At 63.3% G+C, this 18,357-nt stretch carries 18 protein-coding genes; 9 read left to right on the top strand and 9 right to left on the bottom strand.

What is annotated here, in order from left to right:
• Positions 1-28 precede the first annotated feature (28 nt).
• From pgeF to ACVW1C_RS13490, 4 genes are all read right to left on the bottom strand, one after another.
• On the bottom strand, positions 29-796 hold the full coding sequence (pgeF, locus tag ACVW1C_RS13505) for a peptidoglycan editing factor PgeF (protein WP_456758847.1): 768 nt from the start codon (positions 794-796) through the stop codon (positions 29-31).
• On the bottom strand, positions 793-1,851 hold the full coding sequence (locus tag ACVW1C_RS13500; protein ID WP_456763072.1) for a class I SAM-dependent methyltransferase: 1,059 nt from the start codon (positions 1,849-1,851) through the stop codon (positions 793-795). Before ACVW1C_RS13500 ends, pgeF begins: the two co-directional genes overlap by 4 nt.
• Positions 1,852-1,935: 84 nt before the next feature.
• Entirely contained in the window at positions 1,936-2,778 is an 843-nt protein-coding gene (lgt, locus tag ACVW1C_RS13495) for a prolipoprotein diacylglyceryl transferase (RefSeq protein ID WP_456758846.1), read from the bottom strand.
• Positions 2,779-2,793: 15 nt separating this feature from the next.
• Entirely contained in the window at positions 2,794-3,528 is a 735-nt protein-coding gene (locus tag ACVW1C_RS13490; protein ID WP_456758845.1) for a dienelactone hydrolase family protein, read from the bottom strand.
• A gap of 177 nt (positions 3,529-3,705) precedes the next feature.
• On the opposite strand from ACVW1C_RS13490, the gene ACVW1C_RS13485 reads away from it, so the two are divergent.
• The 5 genes from ACVW1C_RS13485 (at position 3,706) to ACVW1C_RS13465 (ending at position 8,152) form a co-directional block, all read left to right on the top strand.
• Positions 3,706-3,969, top strand: a complete 264-nt coding sequence (locus tag ACVW1C_RS13485; RefSeq protein ID WP_456763071.1) for an accessory factor UbiK family protein — start codon at positions 3,706-3,708, stop codon at positions 3,967-3,969.
• Positions 3,970-4,310: 341 nt separating this feature from the next.
• Entirely contained in the window at positions 4,311-5,039 is a 729-nt protein-coding gene (locus ACVW1C_RS13480) for a 50S ribosomal protein L25/general stress protein Ctc (RefSeq protein WP_456758844.1), read from the top strand.
• A 55-nt stretch (positions 5,040-5,094) separates the two neighbouring features.
• Positions 5,095-5,700, top strand: coding sequence for an aminoacyl-tRNA hydrolase (gene pth, locus ACVW1C_RS13475; RefSeq protein ID WP_456758843.1), 606 nt, complete (start codon positions 5,095-5,097; stop codon positions 5,698-5,700).
• A gap of 132 nt (positions 5,701-5,832) precedes the next feature.
• Positions 5,833-6,930 carry a redox-regulated ATPase YchF gene (gene ychF / locus ACVW1C_RS13470; protein ID WP_456758842.1) on the top strand — a complete coding sequence of 366 codons (1,098 nt, stop codon included), beginning with the start codon at positions 5,833-5,835 and terminating at the stop codon, positions 6,928-6,930.
• Positions 6,931-7,147: 217 nt separating this feature from the next.
• Positions 7,148-8,152, top strand: a complete 1,005-nt coding sequence (locus ACVW1C_RS13465) for an IS30 family transposase (protein ID WP_456758841.1) — start codon at positions 7,148-7,150, stop codon at positions 8,150-8,152.
• Positions 8,153-8,216: 64 nt separating this feature from the next.
• On the opposite strand, the gene ACVW1C_RS13460 is transcribed toward ACVW1C_RS13465, so the two are convergent.
• Entirely contained in the window at positions 8,217-8,492 is a 276-nt protein-coding gene (locus ACVW1C_RS13460) for a metal-sensitive transcriptional regulator (RefSeq protein ID WP_456763070.1), read from the bottom strand.
• A gap of 65 nt (positions 8,493-8,557) precedes the next feature.
• On the opposite strand from ACVW1C_RS13460, the gene ACVW1C_RS13455 reads away from it, so the two are divergent.
• Complete coding sequence (locus tag ACVW1C_RS13455) at positions 8,558-10,945, top strand: heavy metal translocating P-type ATPase (RefSeq protein ID WP_456758840.1); 2,388 nt, start codon at positions 8,558-8,560, stop codon at positions 10,943-10,945.
• Positions 10,946-10,998: 53 nt separating this feature from the next.
• Here the strand turns inward: ACVW1C_RS13455 and ACVW1C_RS13450 are convergent, their stop codons facing one another.
• From ACVW1C_RS13450 to trxB, 3 genes are all read right to left on the bottom strand, one after another.
• Entirely contained in the window at positions 10,999-11,913 is a 915-nt protein-coding gene (locus ACVW1C_RS13450; protein ID WP_456758839.1) for a 4-hydroxy-tetrahydrodipicolinate synthase family protein, read from the bottom strand.
• A 534-nt stretch (positions 11,914-12,447) separates the two neighbouring features.
• Entirely contained in the window at positions 12,448-13,368 is a 921-nt protein-coding gene (locus ACVW1C_RS13445; RefSeq protein ID WP_029081982.1) for a LysR family transcriptional regulator, read from the bottom strand.
• Positions 13,369-13,370: 2 nt separating this feature from the next.
• Entirely contained in the window at positions 13,371-14,336 is a 966-nt protein-coding gene (gene trxB / locus ACVW1C_RS13440) for a thioredoxin-disulfide reductase (RefSeq protein ID WP_456758838.1), read from the bottom strand.
• Positions 14,337-14,619: 283 nt separating this feature from the next.
• Here trxB and ACVW1C_RS13435 point away from each other — a divergent pair, with 283 nt between their 5' ends.
• Positions 14,620-15,099, top strand: coding sequence for an Lrp/AsnC family transcriptional regulator (locus ACVW1C_RS13435; protein ID WP_092124130.1), 480 nt, complete (start codon positions 14,620-14,622; stop codon positions 15,097-15,099).
• A gap of 113 nt (positions 15,100-15,212) precedes the next feature.
• On the opposite strand, the gene ACVW1C_RS13430 is transcribed toward ACVW1C_RS13435, so the two are convergent.
• Positions 15,213-16,418 (bottom strand): hypothetical protein, encoded by a 1,206-nt coding sequence (locus ACVW1C_RS13430; protein WP_456758837.1) that lies wholly within the window; start codon positions 16,416-16,418, stop codon positions 15,213-15,215.
• A gap of 403 nt (positions 16,419-16,821) precedes the next feature.
• Between ACVW1C_RS13430 and ACVW1C_RS13425 the strand changes: the two genes are divergently transcribed.
• Together ACVW1C_RS13425 and ACVW1C_RS13420 are read left to right on the top strand one after the other, a co-directional pair.
• Complete coding sequence (locus tag ACVW1C_RS13425) at positions 16,822-17,571, top strand: thioesterase domain-containing protein (RefSeq protein ID WP_456758836.1); 750 nt, start codon at positions 16,822-16,824, stop codon at positions 17,569-17,571.
• 85 nt (positions 17,572-17,656) lie between these two features.
• Positions 17,657-18,199 carry an SGNH/GDSL hydrolase family protein gene (locus ACVW1C_RS13420; RefSeq protein ID WP_456758835.1) on the top strand — a complete coding sequence of 181 codons (543 nt, stop codon included), beginning with the start codon at positions 17,657-17,659 and terminating at the stop codon, positions 18,197-18,199.
• The last annotated feature ends 158 nt before the right edge of the window (positions 18,200-18,357 follow it).

Genomic DNA, 18,357 nt, shown 5'->3' with positions numbered 1-18,357 from the left:
CGCACAAAACTTGCGAGGACGCCCGGCGTCAGCCTTCCAGCGCAATGGCGTGAACGAGCCGGCCGTAGTCGCCTTCCTTGCGGTGCACCGAGCGGCGGTAGCTGAAGCAGCGCTCGTCGGAATAGGTGTCGATGCCGAGGTCGTCGATCATCAGCACGCCGGCATTTTCCAGCCGCAGGCGGATGAAGCCGGCGAGATCGAACATCGCGTGGCCATCGCGTTCGGCGGGCATGAAGAACATGCCGTTCTCGGCATCGGCTTCGATGAAGCGTTCGATGAATTCGTTTCCGACTTCGTAGGATTGCTTGCGGATCAGCGGGCCGATGGCGGCGACGATGCCGCCGCGCTCGGCGCCGAGCTTCTCCATCGCATCGATGGTTGATTCCAGCACGCCGGTCAGCGCGCCCTTCCAGCCGGCATGCGCCGCGCCGATCACCCGCGCATGGGGATCGACGAACAGGATCGGGCCGCAGTCAGCCGTCGTGACCGAAATCGCAAGGCCTTCGGTGCGCGTGACCAGCGCGTCCGCCTTCGGGCGCACCGCGCCATTCCATGGTCCGGTCACGGCCACGACGTCAGGCGAGTGCACCTGATGCACGCTGATGAGGTGATCGAGCGGTACGCCAAGCTGCTCCGCCATCCGCCGCCGGTTCTCCGCGACCTTGGCCGGATCGTCGCGCGAGCCGAGCCCGCCGTTGAGGCCGGCATAGATACCCTCTGAGACGCCGCCCTCGCGCGAGAAGAAGGCATGGCGCAGGCCCGGAATGGCCGACAGCAGCGGTGATCCCAATGTCATTGTTCGGTCTCGTCAGGCTGATCGCTGAGGCCAGCGATCGAGGTGAGTCGCGGGTCGGAGATGGCCATGACCTTGAACATCGAGCCCATCCCGCCGCGTCCGGAATCGGTCAGGCGCTTCAGCGCGCCGGCAATGTCGGCGGAGACCTCGGGTGAGGCTTTCGCCATCAATCCGGCGGCCCGGGCCTCGACGCCGAGACGCTTGAGGAAGTCGCCCTGCGTCGCCGGCCCGTGGACGCGCGCGCCGACATCCTCGGCGGCCCGCGCCAGGGCCTGGAAATCGACATGCGCCGTCACGTCGGCCTGTCCCGGATTCTTCAGCGGGTCGGCGAAGCTGTGGCGCGCGATCGCCTGGAAGGTGTCGCCGGCGTCGCTGCGCAGATGGCCGTAATCGATGATCAGCGCGGCGCCGTCCTGGTCGCGCAGGCGCGTTGCGAGCTTCATGATCTCGCTGTCAGGCCGCCATTCGAACACCGCGCCGAGCGGGGCGGCCCGCACCAGCGGCGGCAACAGCACCTCGAAGTGCGGTGTCGGCTCGGCGGCGGGCGCGAAATACAGGTTGCCGTTGGCATCCATCCCGACCGTGCGCTCGTGCCAGCCGGTCTCGCGGCGGACCATCTGATGGATCGGCAGCACGTCGAAATATTCGTTGGCGAGGATCACCGCCGGTCCCTCCGGCACGTCGTCGATGCTGTCGTGCCAGGTGACGTTGCGCACGCCGGTCAGCGTGGCGTGCTGCTTTTCGCGCAGCACCGGATTGACCTCGACGAGGTGGATGCTGAGCGACTGGTACAGCGGCGGCAGCACGCGCAGCGCACGCAGCGCGTCCGACATCATGGTGCCGCGTCCGGGCCCGAGCTCGATCAGGCGGAGCGTGTCCGGCGAGCCGATCGCGCGCCAGATCGAGGCGCTCCACAGCCCGAGCAGTTCGCCGAACATCTGGCTGACCTCTGGCGCGGTGGTGAAATCGCCCTCGCGGCCGAGCGGATCGCGCGACATATAGTAGCCGTAGCGCGGATGCATCAGGCACAATTCCATGTAGCGCCAGACCGGCATCGGCCCGGACAGCTTGATCAGCTTCCTGATCTCATCCAGCAGCGGGGAGGGTTCGCTCACGGCCTTCCTTGGATTGCAGTTGCTCTACGTTGAACTCGGCGCCGGCCCGTTCGCCCTGCGACGAACGGCGGCCGTGATGATGATAGCGCCCACGATGATCATTGGCACCGACAGCAGCATGCCCATGGTCAATCCGCCCCACAGGAATCCGAGCTGCGGATCGGGCTCCCTGAAATGCTCGCCGATGATCCGGGCAATGCCGTAGATCGCAATGAAGCTGCCGAGGATCAGGCCGGGCCGCTTGAGGGCGCCCATCCGGATCATGATCGCCAGCGCCGTGAACAGCACGATGCCCTCAAGGCCGGCCTCATAGAGCTGGCTCGGATGGCGCGGCAGCGGTCCGCCATTGGGGAAGATCATGGCCCAAGGCAGGCTTGGATCGGCGTGCCGGCCCCACAATTCACTGTTGATGAAATTGGCGAGCCGGCCGAGGAACAGGCCGATCGGCGCGACCGCGGTGGTGATGTCGCCGAGCGACAGGATCGGGACGTTGTTGCGGCGGGCAAACAGCATCACTGCGGCGACGCAGCCGAGGAAGCCGCCGTGGAACGACATGCCGCCTTTCCACAATTCCAGGATCTCGGACGGGTGCGCGATGAAGAAGGGCAGGTTGTAGAACAGCACGTAGCCGGTGCGGCCGCCGACGATGATGCCGATGGTGACCCAGAGGATGAAATCGTCGAGCTGCGGCAGCGTGATCGGCGCCGGGCCGCCCCACAGCCGCTCCTTCTTGATCAGCGAGCGCGCATAGATCCAGCCCAGCACGATGCCGACGATATAGGCCAGCGCATACCAGCGGATCACGATCGGCCCGAGCGCGAGCGCGACGGGGTTGAATACCGGAAAGTCGATCAGCAGGAACGGCATCGTGTGTCTTGAGACTCAGCTCACGAGGTTGCGGCGGTAGAGCGCCAGCAGCCGCTCCCAATGGCGTTCGGCGGCGTCGCGGTCATAGACCGGACGCTTGGGGAACGCAAAGCCGTGATGGGTGCCGGGATAGATCTCGACCTCGTTGTTCGATCCCTTCATGCCGGCCTTCACCTGCTCGATGATTTCCTGTGGCGCGTAGATATCGGTCTCGGCGCAGGCGAAATAGAGTTCGGCCTTGGTCTTTTGCGCGGCAAGATGCGGGCTGTCGGGCTGATCGGTCGCCAGATGCGTGCCGTAGACCGACGCGGCGGCCTTGACGCGATCGCCGAAATGCGTCGCCGCGTTCACCGCATAGCGGCCGCTCATGCAGTAGCCGACGGTGCCGATGATCTCAGTGTTGGCGGCCTTCTGCGTTTCGGCGTAGGCGAGCAGGCCCTTGGTGTCGTCCATGACCAGTGGAATGTTGAGCGACTGCATCAGCTGAAACATCCGTTTGCGCTCGGGGGATTCCGGATCGGGATTGATCGGGCCGAGCTCCATCACGCCGGCGCGGTAATACATGTTGGGCAGCATCACGTAGTAGCCTGACGTGCCGAGCCGGCGCGCCATGTCGCGCAGCTCCTCGCGGATACCAGGCGCATCCATATAGAAGATGACGACAGGGAAGGGGCCGCCGCGCTCGGGATGGGTGATGAAGGTGGTGGTCTTGCCGTCCTTGGTCGGGATCTCGACGGTGTGCTCGATCATGGCGCTTCTGCTCGCGTTGTCTGTGCGATTTCTGTTGTGAGTTCATACGATTGCAAGGAAACCGGAGCATGACAAGGCAAGTGCCCGTAAGGTCTGCCATTCGCGGCGGACTTGAACCGGATGGCGGGGATCGCCATTGTCTTCTCGCGATTCAGTGAACGCGGAGAGTTTTGCCAGATGACCCAGACCAGCAACCGGTTTTTCGACGAGATCGGCCGTCTGATGAACGACGCCGCGGGCGCAGCCCAGGGCGTCAAGCGTGAGGTCGACACGGTCATGCGCAACCAGGCCGAACGGATCCTGCGCGACCTCGACGTGGTCAAGCGCGAGGAATTCGAGGCGGTCAAGGACATGGCCCGCCTGGCGCGCGAGGAAAACGAGGCGCTGAAGGCGAGGATCGCCGCGCTGGAAGCCAAGCTCGGCGTAGGCGGCGCGACCTGATTCTTTATCCTCCCCTGGAGGGGGAGGGTCGGCTCACAATTGAGCGCAGCGAAATTTGAGCCGGGGTGGGGTGAATGTCCCTCCACCCGAGTTCTGCTCGTATTGAGAGATCACCCCACCCCGGCCCGCATTCCGCTTGCTGCATGCGGTCCCGCCCTCCCCCTCCAGGGGAGGGTGGGAAAGGGAGGGTGAGAAAAATCCCTTCATTTCCTTGTCATTTCGGCCCTTTGGGGCTAAAAGCCCGCCACGTCCGCGGCCCCCGCACCCCTGGAGGCTTGCTGTGGACTTGAGCATGGGCCGCGCTGCGGCCTTTAACTTTTTAAATACAAGGACTTAACGCTATGGCGACCGTCAAGGAATTGAAGGCGACCGCGCGTCCGAAGAGCGGCAAGGGGGCCGCCCGGGCAGAGCGTCGCGCCGGGAGAGTTCCCGGAGTGATCTACGGAGACAACCAGCCCCCCGTCACCATCTCGGTCGACGATCGTGAACTGCGCCAGCGCATCCTGGCGGGCCGGTTCCTGACCACGATCTATGACGTCGACCTCGAGGGCAAGAAGCACCGCGTGATTCCGCGCGACTTCCACCTCGACCCGGTGAAGGACTTCCCGATCCATGTCGACTTCATGCGGCTCGGCGAAGGCGCGACCATCCGCGTCAGCGTGCCGCTGCACGTCGTGAACGCGGAAACCGCCCCCGGCGTCAAGCGCGGCGGAACCGTGAACATCGTCACCCACGCGCTCGACCTCGAGTGCGCGGTCGACAACATTCCGCAATACATCGAAGTCGACGTCGGCAGCCTCGAGATCAGCTACTCGCTGCATCTCTCCGAGGTCACGCTGCCCAAGGGCGTAAAGTCACTGACCCGCGAGGACGCGACGCTGGTCACCATCGTGCCGCCGTCCGGCTACGCCGAAGAGCAGAAGGCCGCAGCTGCGGCGGCTGCTGGTGGCGCTGCTCCGGCCGCGGGTGCTGCAGCTCCGGCTGCGGGTGCTGCGGCTCCGGCTGCGGGTGCTGCGGCTCCGGCCGCGGGTGCCAAGGCTCCCGCCGGCGGTGGCGACAAGAAGAAGTAATCGATCAGGTCGGCGCGCGATCGTCTGATGGCGCGCCGACGTGGGATGCCGCGCCATGCGCCTTTTTGTCGGTCTCGGTAATCCTGGCGCGAAATACGCCAGCAACCGGCACAATATCGGTTTTCTGGCGGTCGACGAGATTGCACGGCGTCATGGTTTCGCACCATGGCGCCGTCGCTTTCAGGCCGAGACCTCCGAAGGCGTGGTCGATCGTGAGAAGGTCGTGCTGTTGAAGCCGACCACTTACATGAACGAGTCCGGGCGCGCGGTGCAGGAAGCGGCGAACTTCTTCAAGCTCGCCCCCGCCGACATCACCGTGTTCCAGGACGAGCTCGAACTGCCGCCCGGCAAGGTGCGGGTCAAGATCGGCGGCGGGATCGCCGGCCATAACGGCCTGCGCTCGATCTCCGCGCATATCGGCAACGAATATCGGCGGGTGCGGCTCGGGATCGGTCATCCCGGCGTCAAGGAGCTCGTGCACAGCCACGTGCTGTCGGACTTCGCCAAGAGCGACCGGGCGTGGGTGGAGGCCTTGTGCCAGGCCGTCGCCGACAATGCCGGCCTGCTGGCTGCGGGGCACGACGCCTCGTTCGCCAACAAGGTGCATCTGACGATGCAGGCCAAGGGATTTTTCGACACAAAGGACGAGGGCTCGAAGTAGATCCTCGTCGTCGCCGGGCTCGACCCGGCGATCCATTTTTCCAAGTAGGATGGATACGCGGGTCAAGCCTGCGTATGACGACCTCAGTCAATTCAACCGTGCGGCGTGAGCGCGCGAGAGATCGGGACAAACATGGGATTCAAATGCGGGATCGTCGGGCTGCCTAACGTCGGCAAGTCGACGCTGTTCAATGCGCTGACCGAGACGGCGGCCGCCCAGGCGGCGAACTATCCGTTCTGCACCATCGAGCCGAATGTCGGCGAGGTGGCGGTGCCCGATCCGCGGCTGGAGAAGCTCGCAGCGGTGGCGAAATCCGCCCAGATCATCCCGACCCGGCTGACCTTCGTCGATATCGCAGGCCTGGTGCGCGGCGCGTCGCAGGGCGAAGGCCTCGGCAACCAGTTCCTCGCCAACATCCGCGAGGTCGACGCGATCGCCCATGTGGTGCGCTGCTTCGAGGACTCTGACATCACCCATGTCGAAGGCAAGATCGCGCCGCTCGCCGACATCGAGACCATCGAGACCGAGCTGATGCTGTCGGACCTCGACAGCCTCGAGAAGCGCGTCGACAATCTCTCGAAGAAGGCCAAGGGCAACGACAAGGAGGCCAAGGAGCAGCTCGAGCTCGTCAACCGCGCGCTGGTGCTGCTGCGTGACGGCAAGCCGGCGCGTGCGCTGGAGCGCAAGCCGGAAGAGGAGCGCGCCTTCCGCATGCTCGGGCTGCTGACCTCGAAGCCCGTGCTCTATGTCTGCAACGTCGAGGAAGGCTCGGCTAAGGACGGCAACGATTTCTCCAAGGCGGTGTTCGAGCAAGCCGAGAAGGAAGGCGCGGTCGCGGTGGTGATCTCGGCCAAGATCGAATCCGAGATCGCGACGCTGTCGCGCGCCGAGCGTGCCGAGTTCCTGGAAACGCTGGGCCTTGAAGAGGCCGGTCTCGACCGCTTGATCCGCGCCGGCTACCAGCTGCTCGACCTCATCACCTATTTCACCGTCGGCCCGAAGGAAGCCCGCGCCTGGACCATCGACCGCGGCACCAAGGCGCCCGCCGCCGCCGGCGTGATCCATACCGATTTCGAGAAGGGCTTCATCCGCGCCGAGACCATCGCGTATGAGGATTACATCGCCGGCAACGGCGAAGCCGGCGCGCGCGACGCCGGCAAGCTGCGGCTCGAAGGCAAGGACTACGTTGTCGCCGACGGCGACGTCATGCATTTCCGGTTCAACACCTGAGAAGCGATCGTAAGCCGGTTGCAACAGCGGCGGCGAACCGAGCCCTGCTTTCTCCCCACGTCGTCCCGGGCAAGCGAAGCGCGACCCAGGACCCATAACCACCGGCCGTGGTTATGAAGCACGCGGGGGCCCCAGCTCGCACAAACAACCGCTCCCTGTGGTCATGGGTCCCTTGGGTTCACGACACAAGTGCAACACCTGCTAGGGTGTTGTGGCGATGGGACAATGTTATGGCCAGCTCAGCCTTGAAGAGCGCGTTGAGATTTACCGCCTGCATGCAGGCGGTAAATCTCAAAACGATATTGCGTCTGCGCTTGACCGAGCGACGTCGACGATAAGTCGGGAGCTGAAGCGCAACTCGCGGCCTACCAAGGTCTGGAAGGGCGGTTACGAGCCTGTCCGGGCTCAACAATTGGCCGAACGTCGGCGACGGCAGGATGGCCGCTTCAAGCTGGCGCGCCAGCCGGCCCTGCGGGACTGCGTCGGCAAAAGCCTTGCGATGGGACATTCGCCGGAGCAGATCGCTGGTCGACTGGCGCGAGAACATGGTCGCGTCATGATCAGCCACGAGTCAATCTATCGTTTCATCTATCATCGTACGGCCCAGAAGGATTACTGGCACCGCCTGCTGCCGTGCCATAAACTCAGACGAGGGCGCCGGCGCCGCCCAGGCGGCAGCCCTGCCAGCTTCATTAAACAACGGCGCTCGATCGATGAACGACCCTCCGAGGTCGAAGGCCGCGGGACGCCGGGTCATTGGGAAGCCGACTTCATGCTGTTCGCGCGATATGGCCAAGGATTGCTGGTTCTCCACGAGCGACAAACCCGCTTCAGCATCGTGCTGCATCCACGCGATCGGAAAGCTGTCCTCACCGCTCGGACCATCGCCCGTCAACTTGGCAAGCTTCCACAGGCGATCCGTAAAACCATCAGCTTCGACAACGGAACCGAGTTCGCCGAGCATCACAGGCTTCACAACGCCCTCGGCGTCCAAACCTTCTTCTGCGATCCCCATAGTCCCTGGCAAAAAGGCGGCGTGGAAAACTCCATCGGGCGCTTACGACGCTCTCTGCCACGCAAAACTGACCTCAAGTTCATCACGGCAGCCGCCCTCAGGCGCCTCGCTCAGCGCCTCAACGATACCCCACGCAAATGCCTGGACTTCAAGACACCCGCCGAGGCATTCTCCAAACTCAAATCAATCGCTGCACTTCAAACGTGACTCCATCTCCCTGCTTTCGCAGGGACGACACTGAGTGTGCGGACGGGGCACAGCCAAACAACTCTCACCGGTCAGCGCGGCCGATCACATCCATCAGCTCGGCGATCTTGCGCCGCTGGTTGGCCTTGTCGCCGGACGAGATCGCATGCTCGACGCAATGGGCGACATGATCGCGCAGGACCTCTTCCTCGACGCGCCGCAGCGCCGCGCGCGCGGCCGCGATCTGCGTCACCACGTCGATGCAATAGCGGTCTTCCTCGACCATGGCGGCCAACCCGCGGATCTGACCCTCGATCCGTTTGAGCCGTTTTAAACAGGATGTCTTGACCTCGTCTCTCATAAGTCTCATATACCCCCCTAGGGTATACAAATCAAGAGGCCGGGATAGCGGCCGGGAAGAGTCTCGTGGCGCGCACAGAGAACGACCATTCGCATGCCGATCATCATGGCTCGGCCGCGCATTCCTGCTGCGGCGGCAGGCATGATCACGACGCGTTGCCGGCGGAAGCAGCGTTCGCTATCGATCCGGTCTGCGGCATGAAGGTCAATCCGGCGACCGCCAAGCACCGCTTCAGCTACAAGGGTGAGGAGTATCTGTTCTGCAGCGGCCGTTGCCGCGAGCGTTTCGAGGCCGAGCCGGACAAGTACCTCAAGCCGCGCGCGCCCGAGCCGCCAATGCCGGCCGGCACGATCTACACCTGCCCGATGCATCCCGAGGTGCGGCAGGTCGGTCCCGGCAGCTGCCCGATCTGCGGCATGGCGCTCGAGCCGGAGCAGATCTCGCTCGACGACGGGCCGGATCCCGAATTGATCGATATGGTCAGGCGGTTCTGGATCGCGCTGGCGCTGACGCTGCCTGTGTTCGTGCTCGAGATGGGCAGCCATCTCGGGCTGATGCATCTGGTGCCTCAGCACTGGTCGAACTGGATCTCGTTCGTGCTGGCGACGCCGGTCGTGCTGTGGGCCGGCGCGCCGTTCTTCGTGCGCGGCTGGCAGTCGGTGGTCACGCGCAATCTCAACATGTTCACGCTGATCGCCATGGGCGTCGGCGTCGCCTATCTCTACAGCGTGGTCGCCACGCTGGCGCCGCAGCTGTTCCCGCCGGCGTTCCGCGACATGCATGGTGCGGTCGCGGTGTATTTCGAGGCGGCGGCCGTGATCACGGTGCTGGTGCTGCTCGGCCAGGTGCTGGAATTGCGCGCCCGCGCGCAGACCTCGGGCGCGATCCGCGCGTTGCTCGGTCTCGCGCCCAAGACGGCGCGGCGTATCACCGATCACGGTGACGAGGACATCGACATCGACGCGATCAAGGTCGGCGACCGCCTGCGCGTGCGCCCGGGCGAGAAGGTGCCGGTCGATGGCGTCGTCATCGAGGGCAGCGCCGTCATCGATGAATCCATGGTCACGGGCGAGTCGATGCCGGTCGCGAAGGCGGAAGGCGAGAGGGTGATCGGCGGCACCGTCAACCGGAGCGGTGGCCTCGCCATGCGTGCCGAGAAGGTCGGTCGCGACACCATGCTGGCGCGGATCGTCGACATGGTGGCGAAGGCGCAGCGCTCGCGCGCGCCGATCCAGCGGCTCGCCGACCGCGTCGCCGGCTGGTTCGTGCCGGCGGTGATCGCCGCTGCGGCGCTCGCCTTCATCGCCTGGACGGTGTCCGGTCCGGAGCCGCGCCTGACCTTTGCGCTGGTCGCTGCGGTGACGGTGCTGATCATTGCCTGTCCCTGCGCGCTGGGGCTGGCAACGCCGATGTCGATCATGGTCGGCGTCGGCCGCGGCGCGCATTCCGGCATCCTGATCCGCGACGCGCAGGCGCTGGAGCGGATGGAAGCGATCGACACGCTGGTCATCGACAAGACCGGCACGCTCACAGAGGGCAAGCCGAAGGTCGTGCGCATCATCGCGGCCGAAGGGTTCGACGAGAGCGATCTGCTGCGCCTTGCCGCGAGTGTCGAGCAGGGCAGCGAGCATCCGTTGGCGCAGGCGATCATCGCGTCCGCCTCGAAGCGCAAGCTGGCCTCGGCGGCCGTCAGCAATTTTGCCTCGCCCTCCGGCAAGGGCGCGACCGGAACGGTCGAAGGCAGGCAGGTTGCGCTCGGCAATGCGGTGCTGATGGGCGAGTTGAAGATCGTCACGTCAACGCTGGATCAGGTTGCCGAGGCCGCGCGGCGCGAGGGCGCGACGGCGATCTATGTCGCGGTCGATGGCCGCGCCGCGGGCGTGATCGCGATCGCCGATCCGGTCAAGCCGTCGGCGGCCCGTGCGCTGCAGGCGCTGCGCGCCGAGGGCCTGCGTATCGTGATGCTGACCGGCGACAACGAGACCACCGCGCGCGCGGTGGCGAAGACGCTCGGCATCGACGAGGTCGAGGCCAGCGTGCTGCCGGAGCGCAAGAGCGAGGTCGTGCAGCGGCTGCGCGGCGAGGGCCGTACCGTCGCGATGGCGGGTGACGGCGTCAACGACGCGCCGGCGCTCGCCGCGGCCGATGTCGGCATCGCGATGGGCGGCGGCACCGATGTCGCGATCGAGAGCGCCGGCATCACGCTGCTCACCGGCGACCTGATGGGCCTCGTCCGGGCGCGGCGCCTGTCGGTCGCAACCATGCGCAACATCCGCCAGAACCTGGCCTTCGCCTTCGTCTACAACGCCGCCGGCGTGCCGATCGCGGCCGGCGTGCTGTATCCGCTGTTCGGCATCCTGCTGTCGCCGATGGTCGGCGCTGCCGCGATGGCGCTGTCCTCGGTCAGCGTGATCGGCAACGCGCTGCGGCTGTCGAAGGTGAAGCTGGATTGAACTGATGAGATCGGTAGCCCGGATTTCGCTGCGCCGCATCCGGGCTACAACAGTCACGCCGGCAGCAAAAGCTGCGCGCGCCGCTCCATCTCGGCATCGAGCCAGGTCGCGAGATCCTCGCTCACCTCGACCATCGGCAGCCGCACCTCGGGGCTGTCGATCAGCCCGTGCCGCCACAGCCAGTGCTTGGCCGGCGCCGGGCTCGGTTCAGCGAACAACAGCCGGGTCAGGCCGACGACGCTCTGCCAGGCCGCCAGCGCCGCGTCGCGCTCGCCCTGCCGCAGCAGCGTGCGGATGGAAGCGAAGGTGCCTGTTTCCAGATGCGCGGAGAGCAGGATCGCGCCGTCGGCGCCGTCCGCGAGCGCATCGAAGGCCTGCGCGTCCTCGCCGGTCAGCACGCGGAAGCCGGCGGGCCGGCGGTTGAGGAAGTCGATCGACTGCGCGCGGTCGGCACAGCAATCCTTCATGCCGGCGATGTTGGGATGTTCCGCGAGCGCCAGCAGCGTCTCGTTGGTCAGGTTCACCGCCGTGCGATACGGAATGTTGTAGAGCACGACCGGCCACGACGCGTGATCGGCCAGCGCGTTGAAGTGCTGCACCAGCCCGCGTTGCGAGGGCCTGATGTAATAGGGGCTCGCGATCAGGTAGCCGTTGATCGGCCAGTCGGCCGTATCATCCAGCGCATCCTTCATCCTGGCCGTCGAGGCGCCGGAGAGCCCGAGGCAGACCGGCAAATGGCGGGAGTTGGCACTGAGCTCGTCGAGCACGACGCTGGCCAGCCCCTCCAGCTCATCGGTGCTGAGCGCCATGCCTTCACCGGAGGTTGCGCCGACGATGAAGCCGTCGACGGGGCCGCCGGCATAGTGCCGCACCAGGCGGCGCAGCGAGGCGACGTCGAGTTCGCCGTCGCGGAACGGCGTGATCAAGGGCAGCCAGAGGCCCTGCAATTGCTGGTGTAGCTCAGTCATGTTCCATCTCCTCAGGGGGCAAAGCCGGAGACGGGACCAACAAAAAACCCCGTCCAGGCGGCGGGGTTTCGGGATCGGTTGAATGCGAAGGTGATCTTATCGCGCGCGATCTCGTGTCCCCAGGAGGGGAGCTTTTTTCGACGACAGAGCGGCGCACGAGGTCGTGATCATAAGATGATGATGCTGCGCTGCGAGGTTGTTGTCAATGCGCATGCTGACCGTGACGTGTGGCACTGAGCGTGACATAGACGTGAAAGGACATGGAGATGAAAAAAAGCCGGGCTCGAGTGAGCCCGGCTTAAGGTATTGGCCACGTGAGGCCGACACAATCACCTTCCAAGAGGGATTACTGAACTTCCGCGCCACTGGAGGAGGGGGACATATGCGCGACGCGACCGCTCAGCGTATGAGCACTATGATCCCCATCGACGCCCTGCAGCAACTATCCAGGTCGCATGTCAGTCATGCGGAGATTCAGGGGCCTCTTGGCGCAGCGCGGAAAGCCTATAAACCAGCCCTATAAGGGCGGCTTAATCAGGACGGCCAGCGCTGCGCCTTGCTCACTACGAAATCGCGGAACACCTGCACCCGGGCCACTGTCTTCAGCTCTTCCGGATAGACGAAGTAGGTGTCGAGCGCGATCGAGTCGGACTCGCCGAACAGCTGCACGAGGTTGTTCTGTTCGACCAGATAGTCCGGCAACGCGGCGATGCCGAGGCCCTGCTGGCAGGCGCGCACCAAGCCAAGGATGTTGTTGACCTTGAAGTAGGGTTCGCGCGGACCGGAGCCGTTGCGGCCTGCATCGATCAGCCAGCTGCGGTTCTGCAGATGCGGCGGCACCTGCGAGTCGCCGAGCATGATGATGCGGTGCGAGTCGAGATCATCAAGCGTCCGCGGCGTGCCGAAGCGCTTGATGTATTCCGGCGAGCAATAGGCATGGAAGCCGATCGAGAACAGCTTGCGCTGGATCAGGTCCGGCTGGGTCGGCTTGCGGGTGCGGATCGCGACGTCGGCCTCGCGCATCGACAGGTCGAGGTCCTCGTCGGTGACGATCAGCGAGATCCGGATGTCCGGATAGAGCGCGACGAACTCGTCGAGCCGCGGGATCAGCCAGTTGATGCCGAGCGCCGGCGGCGTCGTGATCTTGAGATCGCCGCTCGGCCGCTCGCGGCTGTCGGTGAGCTTTGCACGCGCCGCCTGCAGCTGCATGAACACGTCATGCGCGGTGCGGAACAGCAGGTCGCCCTGCTCGGTGAGGATCAGGCCGCGGGCATGGCGGTGAAACAGCGACACCGAGAGCTCCTGCTCCAGTGCGCTGACCTGGCGGGACACCGCCGATTGCGACAGGCCGAGCTGCTCGCCGGCATGCGTGAAGCTGCCCGCTTCCGCCGCAGCGTGAAAGACCTTCAGCTTGTCCCAATCCATATCCGTAAATCCGTCGCGAGATCGTGCCATGATTATTCCGCCGCTGCGCGATCGCTCGCGCGAAGAGCAATGAAGCGTTCGGCCTCGAGCGCCGCCATGCAGCCGAGGCCGGCGGCGGTGACCGCCTGCCGAAAGGTTTCATCCGCCACGTCGCCCGCGGCGAACAGGCCGGGCACCGAGGTTGCCGTGGAGTTCGGCGCCACCTCGACATAGCCCGACGGTTTCAGCTTGATCTGGCCTTTCACGAGCTCCGTCGCCGGCGCATGGCCGATGGCGATGAAGACGCCGTCGGTCTTGAGGTCGGTCAGCGCGCCGGTCCTGACGTTCTTCAGCCGCACATGGGTGACCTTGTTCGGGTTCTCCGATCCACAGATCTCGTCGATCGCGGAGTTCCACACCACCTTGATCTTGGGATGCTTGAACAGTCGCTCCTGCAGGATGCGCTCGGCGCGGAAGTGATCGCGGCGATGCACGATGGTGACCTGCGAGGCATGATTGGTCAGGTACAGCGCTTCCTCGACCGCGGTGTTGCCGCCGCCGACTACCACGACTTCCTTGCCGCGGTAGAAGAAGCCGTCGCAGGTCGCGCAGGCCGACACGCCGCCGCCCTGGAATTTCTCTTCCGAGGGCAGCCCGAGCCAGCGCGCCTGGGCGCCGGTGGCGAGGATGACCGTCTCGGCGAGATAGACGTCGCCGGAATCGCAGGTCAGACGAAACGGGCGTTGGCCGAGTTCCAGCTTGTTGACGAGATCGGTGACGATCTTGGTGCCGACATGGGCCGCCTGCTTCTCCATCTGCTCCATCAGCCAAGGGCCCTGGATCACATCGGCGAAGCCGGGGTAGTTCTCGACGTCGGTGGTGATGGTGAGCTGCCCGCCCGGCTGAATGCCCTGGATCAGGATCGGTTCGAGCATCGCGCGCGCCGCGTAGATCGCTGCGGTGTAACCGGCGGGGCCGGACCCGATGATGACGACCTTGGCATGGGTAGGCGCGGGCATTGTGAGATCCCTCTGTTTTGGGGATTTTGATCAAGGACTTGTGCGGGAAGCGCCCCGGAAACGCGTCACGGCGGCGCCAAAAGTGTCAAATCCAAGTCTAGGATATCTGGGAAGCTATGCAAGATTTGCAATCCATGGCAGCGATTTTTCCCCGGAACTGAAGTCACATTCGCGAAATCGTGCGCTGCACGCGCAATAAAATTGCGCAATGCCGGCTGCCTGCGCTATGAGAGTTGCCGGCAGACCTGCCAAGCCTTCCAAACCCTGAGGGAACCCAAGTCGCGTGTCGAAGAACCTTGACGAGATCGACCTCAAAATCCTCGCCGAGATCCAGGCCGATGGCCGAATCACCAATGTGGAACTCGCCAAACGCGTCGGGATCTCGCCGCCGCCCTGCCTGCGCAGGGTCCGGGCGCTGGAGGAGGAGGGCTACATCCAGGGCTACCGCGGCCTGCTCGATCCGCGCCGTCTCGGCTACGACGTCACGGTGTTCGCCTCGGTGCATCTGTCGAGCCAGGCCGACGCCGATCTCCGCGCCTTCGAGAATTTCGTGCGCGCCGAGCCGTTGGTGCGGGAATGCTGGATGCTGTCCGGCGAAGTCGATTTCATCCTCAAATGCGTCGCTCCCGACATGGCGACCTTCCAGGATTTCGTCACCCACCTGACGGCCGCGCCGCATGTGCGCAACGTCAGGACGTCGCTGGTGCTGCACAATTCGAAATACGAAGCCGCGGTGCCGCTGGATCTCAAGGCTGCCGGATAGCGCGCGGCGGCGCGTCATTTCGGGGCGATGCGCCGGCATCGAACCGGGGTGCGCAACTACGCGTCTGACGTCTGGTGCCAACGCGCCATGTTTGAGCATGGTTAAGGGTCTTCTCAGCAACCTCGGGCTGTCATCACCGAACCGTTTGCCTCGAATAGTCCAACAGCCCCGGACGGTGAAGTCGCGACGTTGAACGCGAGCGGGCCGCAAGTAATCACGCAATAGTCGTAAACCGAGCGCTGATCGTTTCCCATTAGAAACTGATAGTGAATTTGCATGAAGTTGAATCGATGACGTCTGAAGCGGACCGGATCGATCATTGAATGTATTTGGACGCGCCGAATCTTCGGGTGCTCTCCTGAATAGTCTCGACTGGTGCGTTTCAGCGTGACGGGATCGAAGCGATAGAAGCTGATTGCATCATCTCGTGCCTGGTACTCGACCCAGTCGATGGCAGACGTTCCGGCCACAAGTTGTGCGGCTTCCCGTATCTGGCCGCCCATCGGATGCAATGAGAATTTGGGAATCGTGGCGCCCACTGTGAGAATGCATAGCTTCGGTCCGTGCGTTGCAAGCAGAGGATCCAGCTTCAGCGCGCGCGCGACAGCCGCTATCGAGAGCGCGGCGCCAAGGGAATGGCCAACAATCAGAATTTCATCAACATCTGCGGCCCGAGCTGTTCTCAATATCAAGGCCGCAAAATCGCCGAGGCGCTTATCAAGCTCGCTCTTTTGCCCGTAAAGAAACTGGTAGGAGAAAATGGCATCATCAAGGATGTGGTTTATCCGACGCTTGGGTCCAATCCAGAGCATCGAGCTGATGAAGATGGCAAGCGATAGAAAAATACCAAGCAGCAATTGTTCAACCCAGAATGTAGCGGGTATGAGCCTGACAAGCAGATATGACAGCCCAACGCCGCAGCATGCAATCAACAGCAAACAGCAATATGGAAAGACAAAGAAGAGAGCATATTTCCAGCTTGCGACCGCATATCTGAATAGTGTTCCGGTAAGGATGAAGTTGAATAGCGCTTTCAGGGACTGAACGAGGCGAGGCACCAGCCTAACTCCCGAATCGCGCCGGATGAGATCGTCCCAGCGCAGCATCTCGAAGGTGGTGTCGGTTTTCCAGTTTGGTCCCCATGCTTCCAGGTCGCACGAAGCATTGATTGCAGATGTGTTCGAGATTTCCGACAGCCGTGAAGAGGCGCCCCAAACCTTTTCGAAGCTCGACAGCGAGCGGCGCAAGCGTTCGACCTGCTCTTCTGGGGTGATTGGATCGTAACCGCCAATGTGGAAGACGTGCCGTCGTTGAATCATCTAGCAACTCGAAATCGTTATGGACATTGGTTGCCACCGGTTCCCGAAAACTGGACCGCATAGATAAGTTACCCCGGAACTCTTGCGACGTTGATTCCGAAGCCTTGGTGTAGCCGACATGGATGGTGCCGCTTTCGGCCTTATTAAATTACCACTCCCTCCGCGAGGCGACACTCTTTGAGTTGGCCTCGATCAAAAAGTACAGAGGACCTTCCCATAGTGGAAGCCAAATGACCGCCGGAAGGTCATGAACGGTCGTGGCTCGATCGCTTTTCCATGTGGCAAATCCGCGACAGTAAACCAATTGCGCGCCTCAACACGCATTTCGAACTCGCTCTTGATTGTCACGAATCGTAGGTCTGGTTTAATGCGACTGGACTTGAGGTGGGCGAGGGATATTGAAATGAAAAGATTATGTTACAGCGCGGCGCGGGTATGCGCCGTCTTCACGGTTCTTTTTGCAAGCAGCCTGCATTTGAACAACGCTGCGCAGGCTCGCCCCGCAATAACCGTTGCACTGAGATCGACCGGTTCGCCCGCTCGGCTGCATTCCTCCGCGGCGCACGTCTACTTGTTTCGCGGATTGTTGAATGTCTTCTCTTTGGGCATGGACGACCTTGCCGTCCAGCTGCGCGCGGCCGGCATCGCCGCGGTTGTCGCCAATCACGCCCAGTGGAGAGGCGTTGCCGACGAAATTATCGCGAACTATCGAGCGGGCCAGCGTGGACCCATTATACTGGTGGGGCACTCTCTTGGTGCGGATGCCGTGATGTCGATGGCAGAGTACCTTGGCCAGATGGGCGTGCCGGTCGCTTTGGTTGTCCCATTCGACGGAACGTCGCCTCATGCGGCGACAGCTAATGTCGCAAGGGTTTTGAATCTGTACAAGCATGAAAGCGCTCGAATAAGTCGCGGCCCCGGCTTCCGCGGCGAGCTTACAAACTTCTATGTCCGCGATGTAAACGTCGACCACTTCAACATCGATAAAAGCGCGGCGTTGCATAGCCTGGTGATACGAAAGATCAGGGCAATCGGGCTCCCTGTCGCACGCCAACGACAACGCCAGAATCCTTCGAACCCGGATTTGCCTGCGGCCGGAGCTTCAACCAATTCCTCCCATGGCGCCCTGAAGGCAGCTGGAGTTGGGGTTTGACACTGCATGTAAGGCTTTAGGTCAGTCTCTGTCGGGGCCCGGTGTTCGTATTGTTCTCTTTAGCACTTCAGGCCGGAGGCAGTCGGTGACGCCGTTCAGAAAATTCTCGGTCGCTATGGCCTTGTGTATCCTGGCGACCGTTTGCGCCGCCTTCACAAAACCGGTTCATATCGTGGCGGTCGGCGCAAGCAATACGCAAGGCTGGTACGTTGGAAAGCAAGGTGCCTACCCGGCCAAGTTAGAGGTTCTGCTGAAAGGGAAGGGCGTCAATGCGAACGTCGTCAATGCCGGTGTTCCCTTCGATACCACGGCCGGCATGCTCAAGCGCATTGATAGCGATGTGCCAAGGGGAACCGACATCGTAATCCTGCAGCCTGGAGGCAACGACAGGCGTTTCCTGGTTACGAAGGAGCAGCGGGCGGCCAACATCGCCGCGATGGAGCGGCGGTTGCGTGATCGCGCCATCAAAGTGATCGTGTACGACGAAGAGATTCCTCCGCAGTATTACGCTTTTGACTTCATTCATCTCACGGCTGCCGGCCATGCTTTCATAGCGTCGCAGTTACTCCCGCGAGTGTTGGCGACGATAGACCGGAGAGCCATCGCGGCCTCGCCGCAGGCAAAATAGAGCCCAGCGACGCCTCCGCCTTGGATTCGAGCGGTCGCACGGCCAACTTATCAGTGGAAACGACGTGCAAGCCCTGTATGATTGTTTCATGTTGGTCGGTGGAATTGTTTCGGTCGAATCTCAGACGCTCGCTAAGAACGGCGGCCTTTCGATGGTCG

The organism is Bradyrhizobium sp. USDA 4011, from assembly GCF_054063415.1.
This window is presented reverse-complemented; position numbering and strand designations above follow the sequence as displayed.

Coding starts and splice junctions, on each gene's coding strand:
- ychF (WP_456758842.1), top strand. CDS start 5,833: ATGGGATTCAAATGCGGGATCGTCGGGCTGCCTAACGTCGGCAAGTCG.
- ACVW1C_RS13450 (WP_456758839.1), bottom strand. CDS start 11,913: ATGACTGAGCTACACCAGCAATTGCAGGGCCTCTGGCTGCCCTTGATC.
- trxB (WP_456758838.1), bottom strand. CDS start 14,336: ATGCCCGCGCCTACCCATGCCAAGGTCGTCATCATCGGGTCCGGCCCC.
- pth (WP_456758843.1), top strand. CDS start 5,095: ATGCGCCTTTTTGTCGGTCTCGGTAATCCTGGCGCGAAATACGCCAGC.
- ACVW1C_RS13425 (WP_456758836.1), top strand. CDS start 16,822: ATGAAAAGATTATGTTACAGCGCGGCGCGGGTATGCGCCGTCTTCACG.
- ACVW1C_RS13500 (WP_456763072.1), bottom strand. CDS start 1,851: ATGCCGGTCTGGCGCTACATGGAATTGTGCCTGATGCATCCGCGCTAC.
- ACVW1C_RS13485 (WP_456763071.1), top strand. CDS start 3,706: ATGACCCAGACCAGCAACCGGTTTTTCGACGAGATCGGCCGTCTGATG.
- ACVW1C_RS13445 (WP_029081982.1), bottom strand. CDS start 13,368: ATGGCACGATCTCGCGACGGATTTACGGATATGGATTGGGACAAGCTG.
- lgt (WP_456758846.1), bottom strand. CDS start 2,778: ATGCCGTTCCTGCTGATCGACTTTCCGGTATTCAACCCCGTCGCGCTC.
- pgeF (WP_456758847.1), bottom strand. CDS start 796: ATGACATTGGGATCACCGCTGCTGTCGGCCATTCCGGGCCTGCGCCAT.
- ACVW1C_RS13490 (WP_456758845.1), bottom strand. CDS start 3,528: ATGATCGAGCACACCGTCGAGATCCCGACCAAGGACGGCAAGACCACC.
- ACVW1C_RS13430 (WP_456758837.1), bottom strand. CDS start 16,418: ATGATTCAACGACGGCACGTCTTCCACATTGGCGGTTACGATCCAATC.
- ACVW1C_RS13480 (WP_456758844.1), top strand. CDS start 4,311: ATGGCGACCGTCAAGGAATTGAAGGCGACCGCGCGTCCGAAGAGCGGC.
- ACVW1C_RS13465 (WP_456758841.1), top strand. CDS start 7,148: ATGGGACAATGTTATGGCCAGCTCAGCCTTGAAGAGCGCGTTGAGATT.
- ACVW1C_RS13460 (WP_456763070.1), bottom strand. CDS start 8,492: ATGAGAGACGAGGTCAAGACATCCTGTTTAAAACGGCTCAAACGGATC.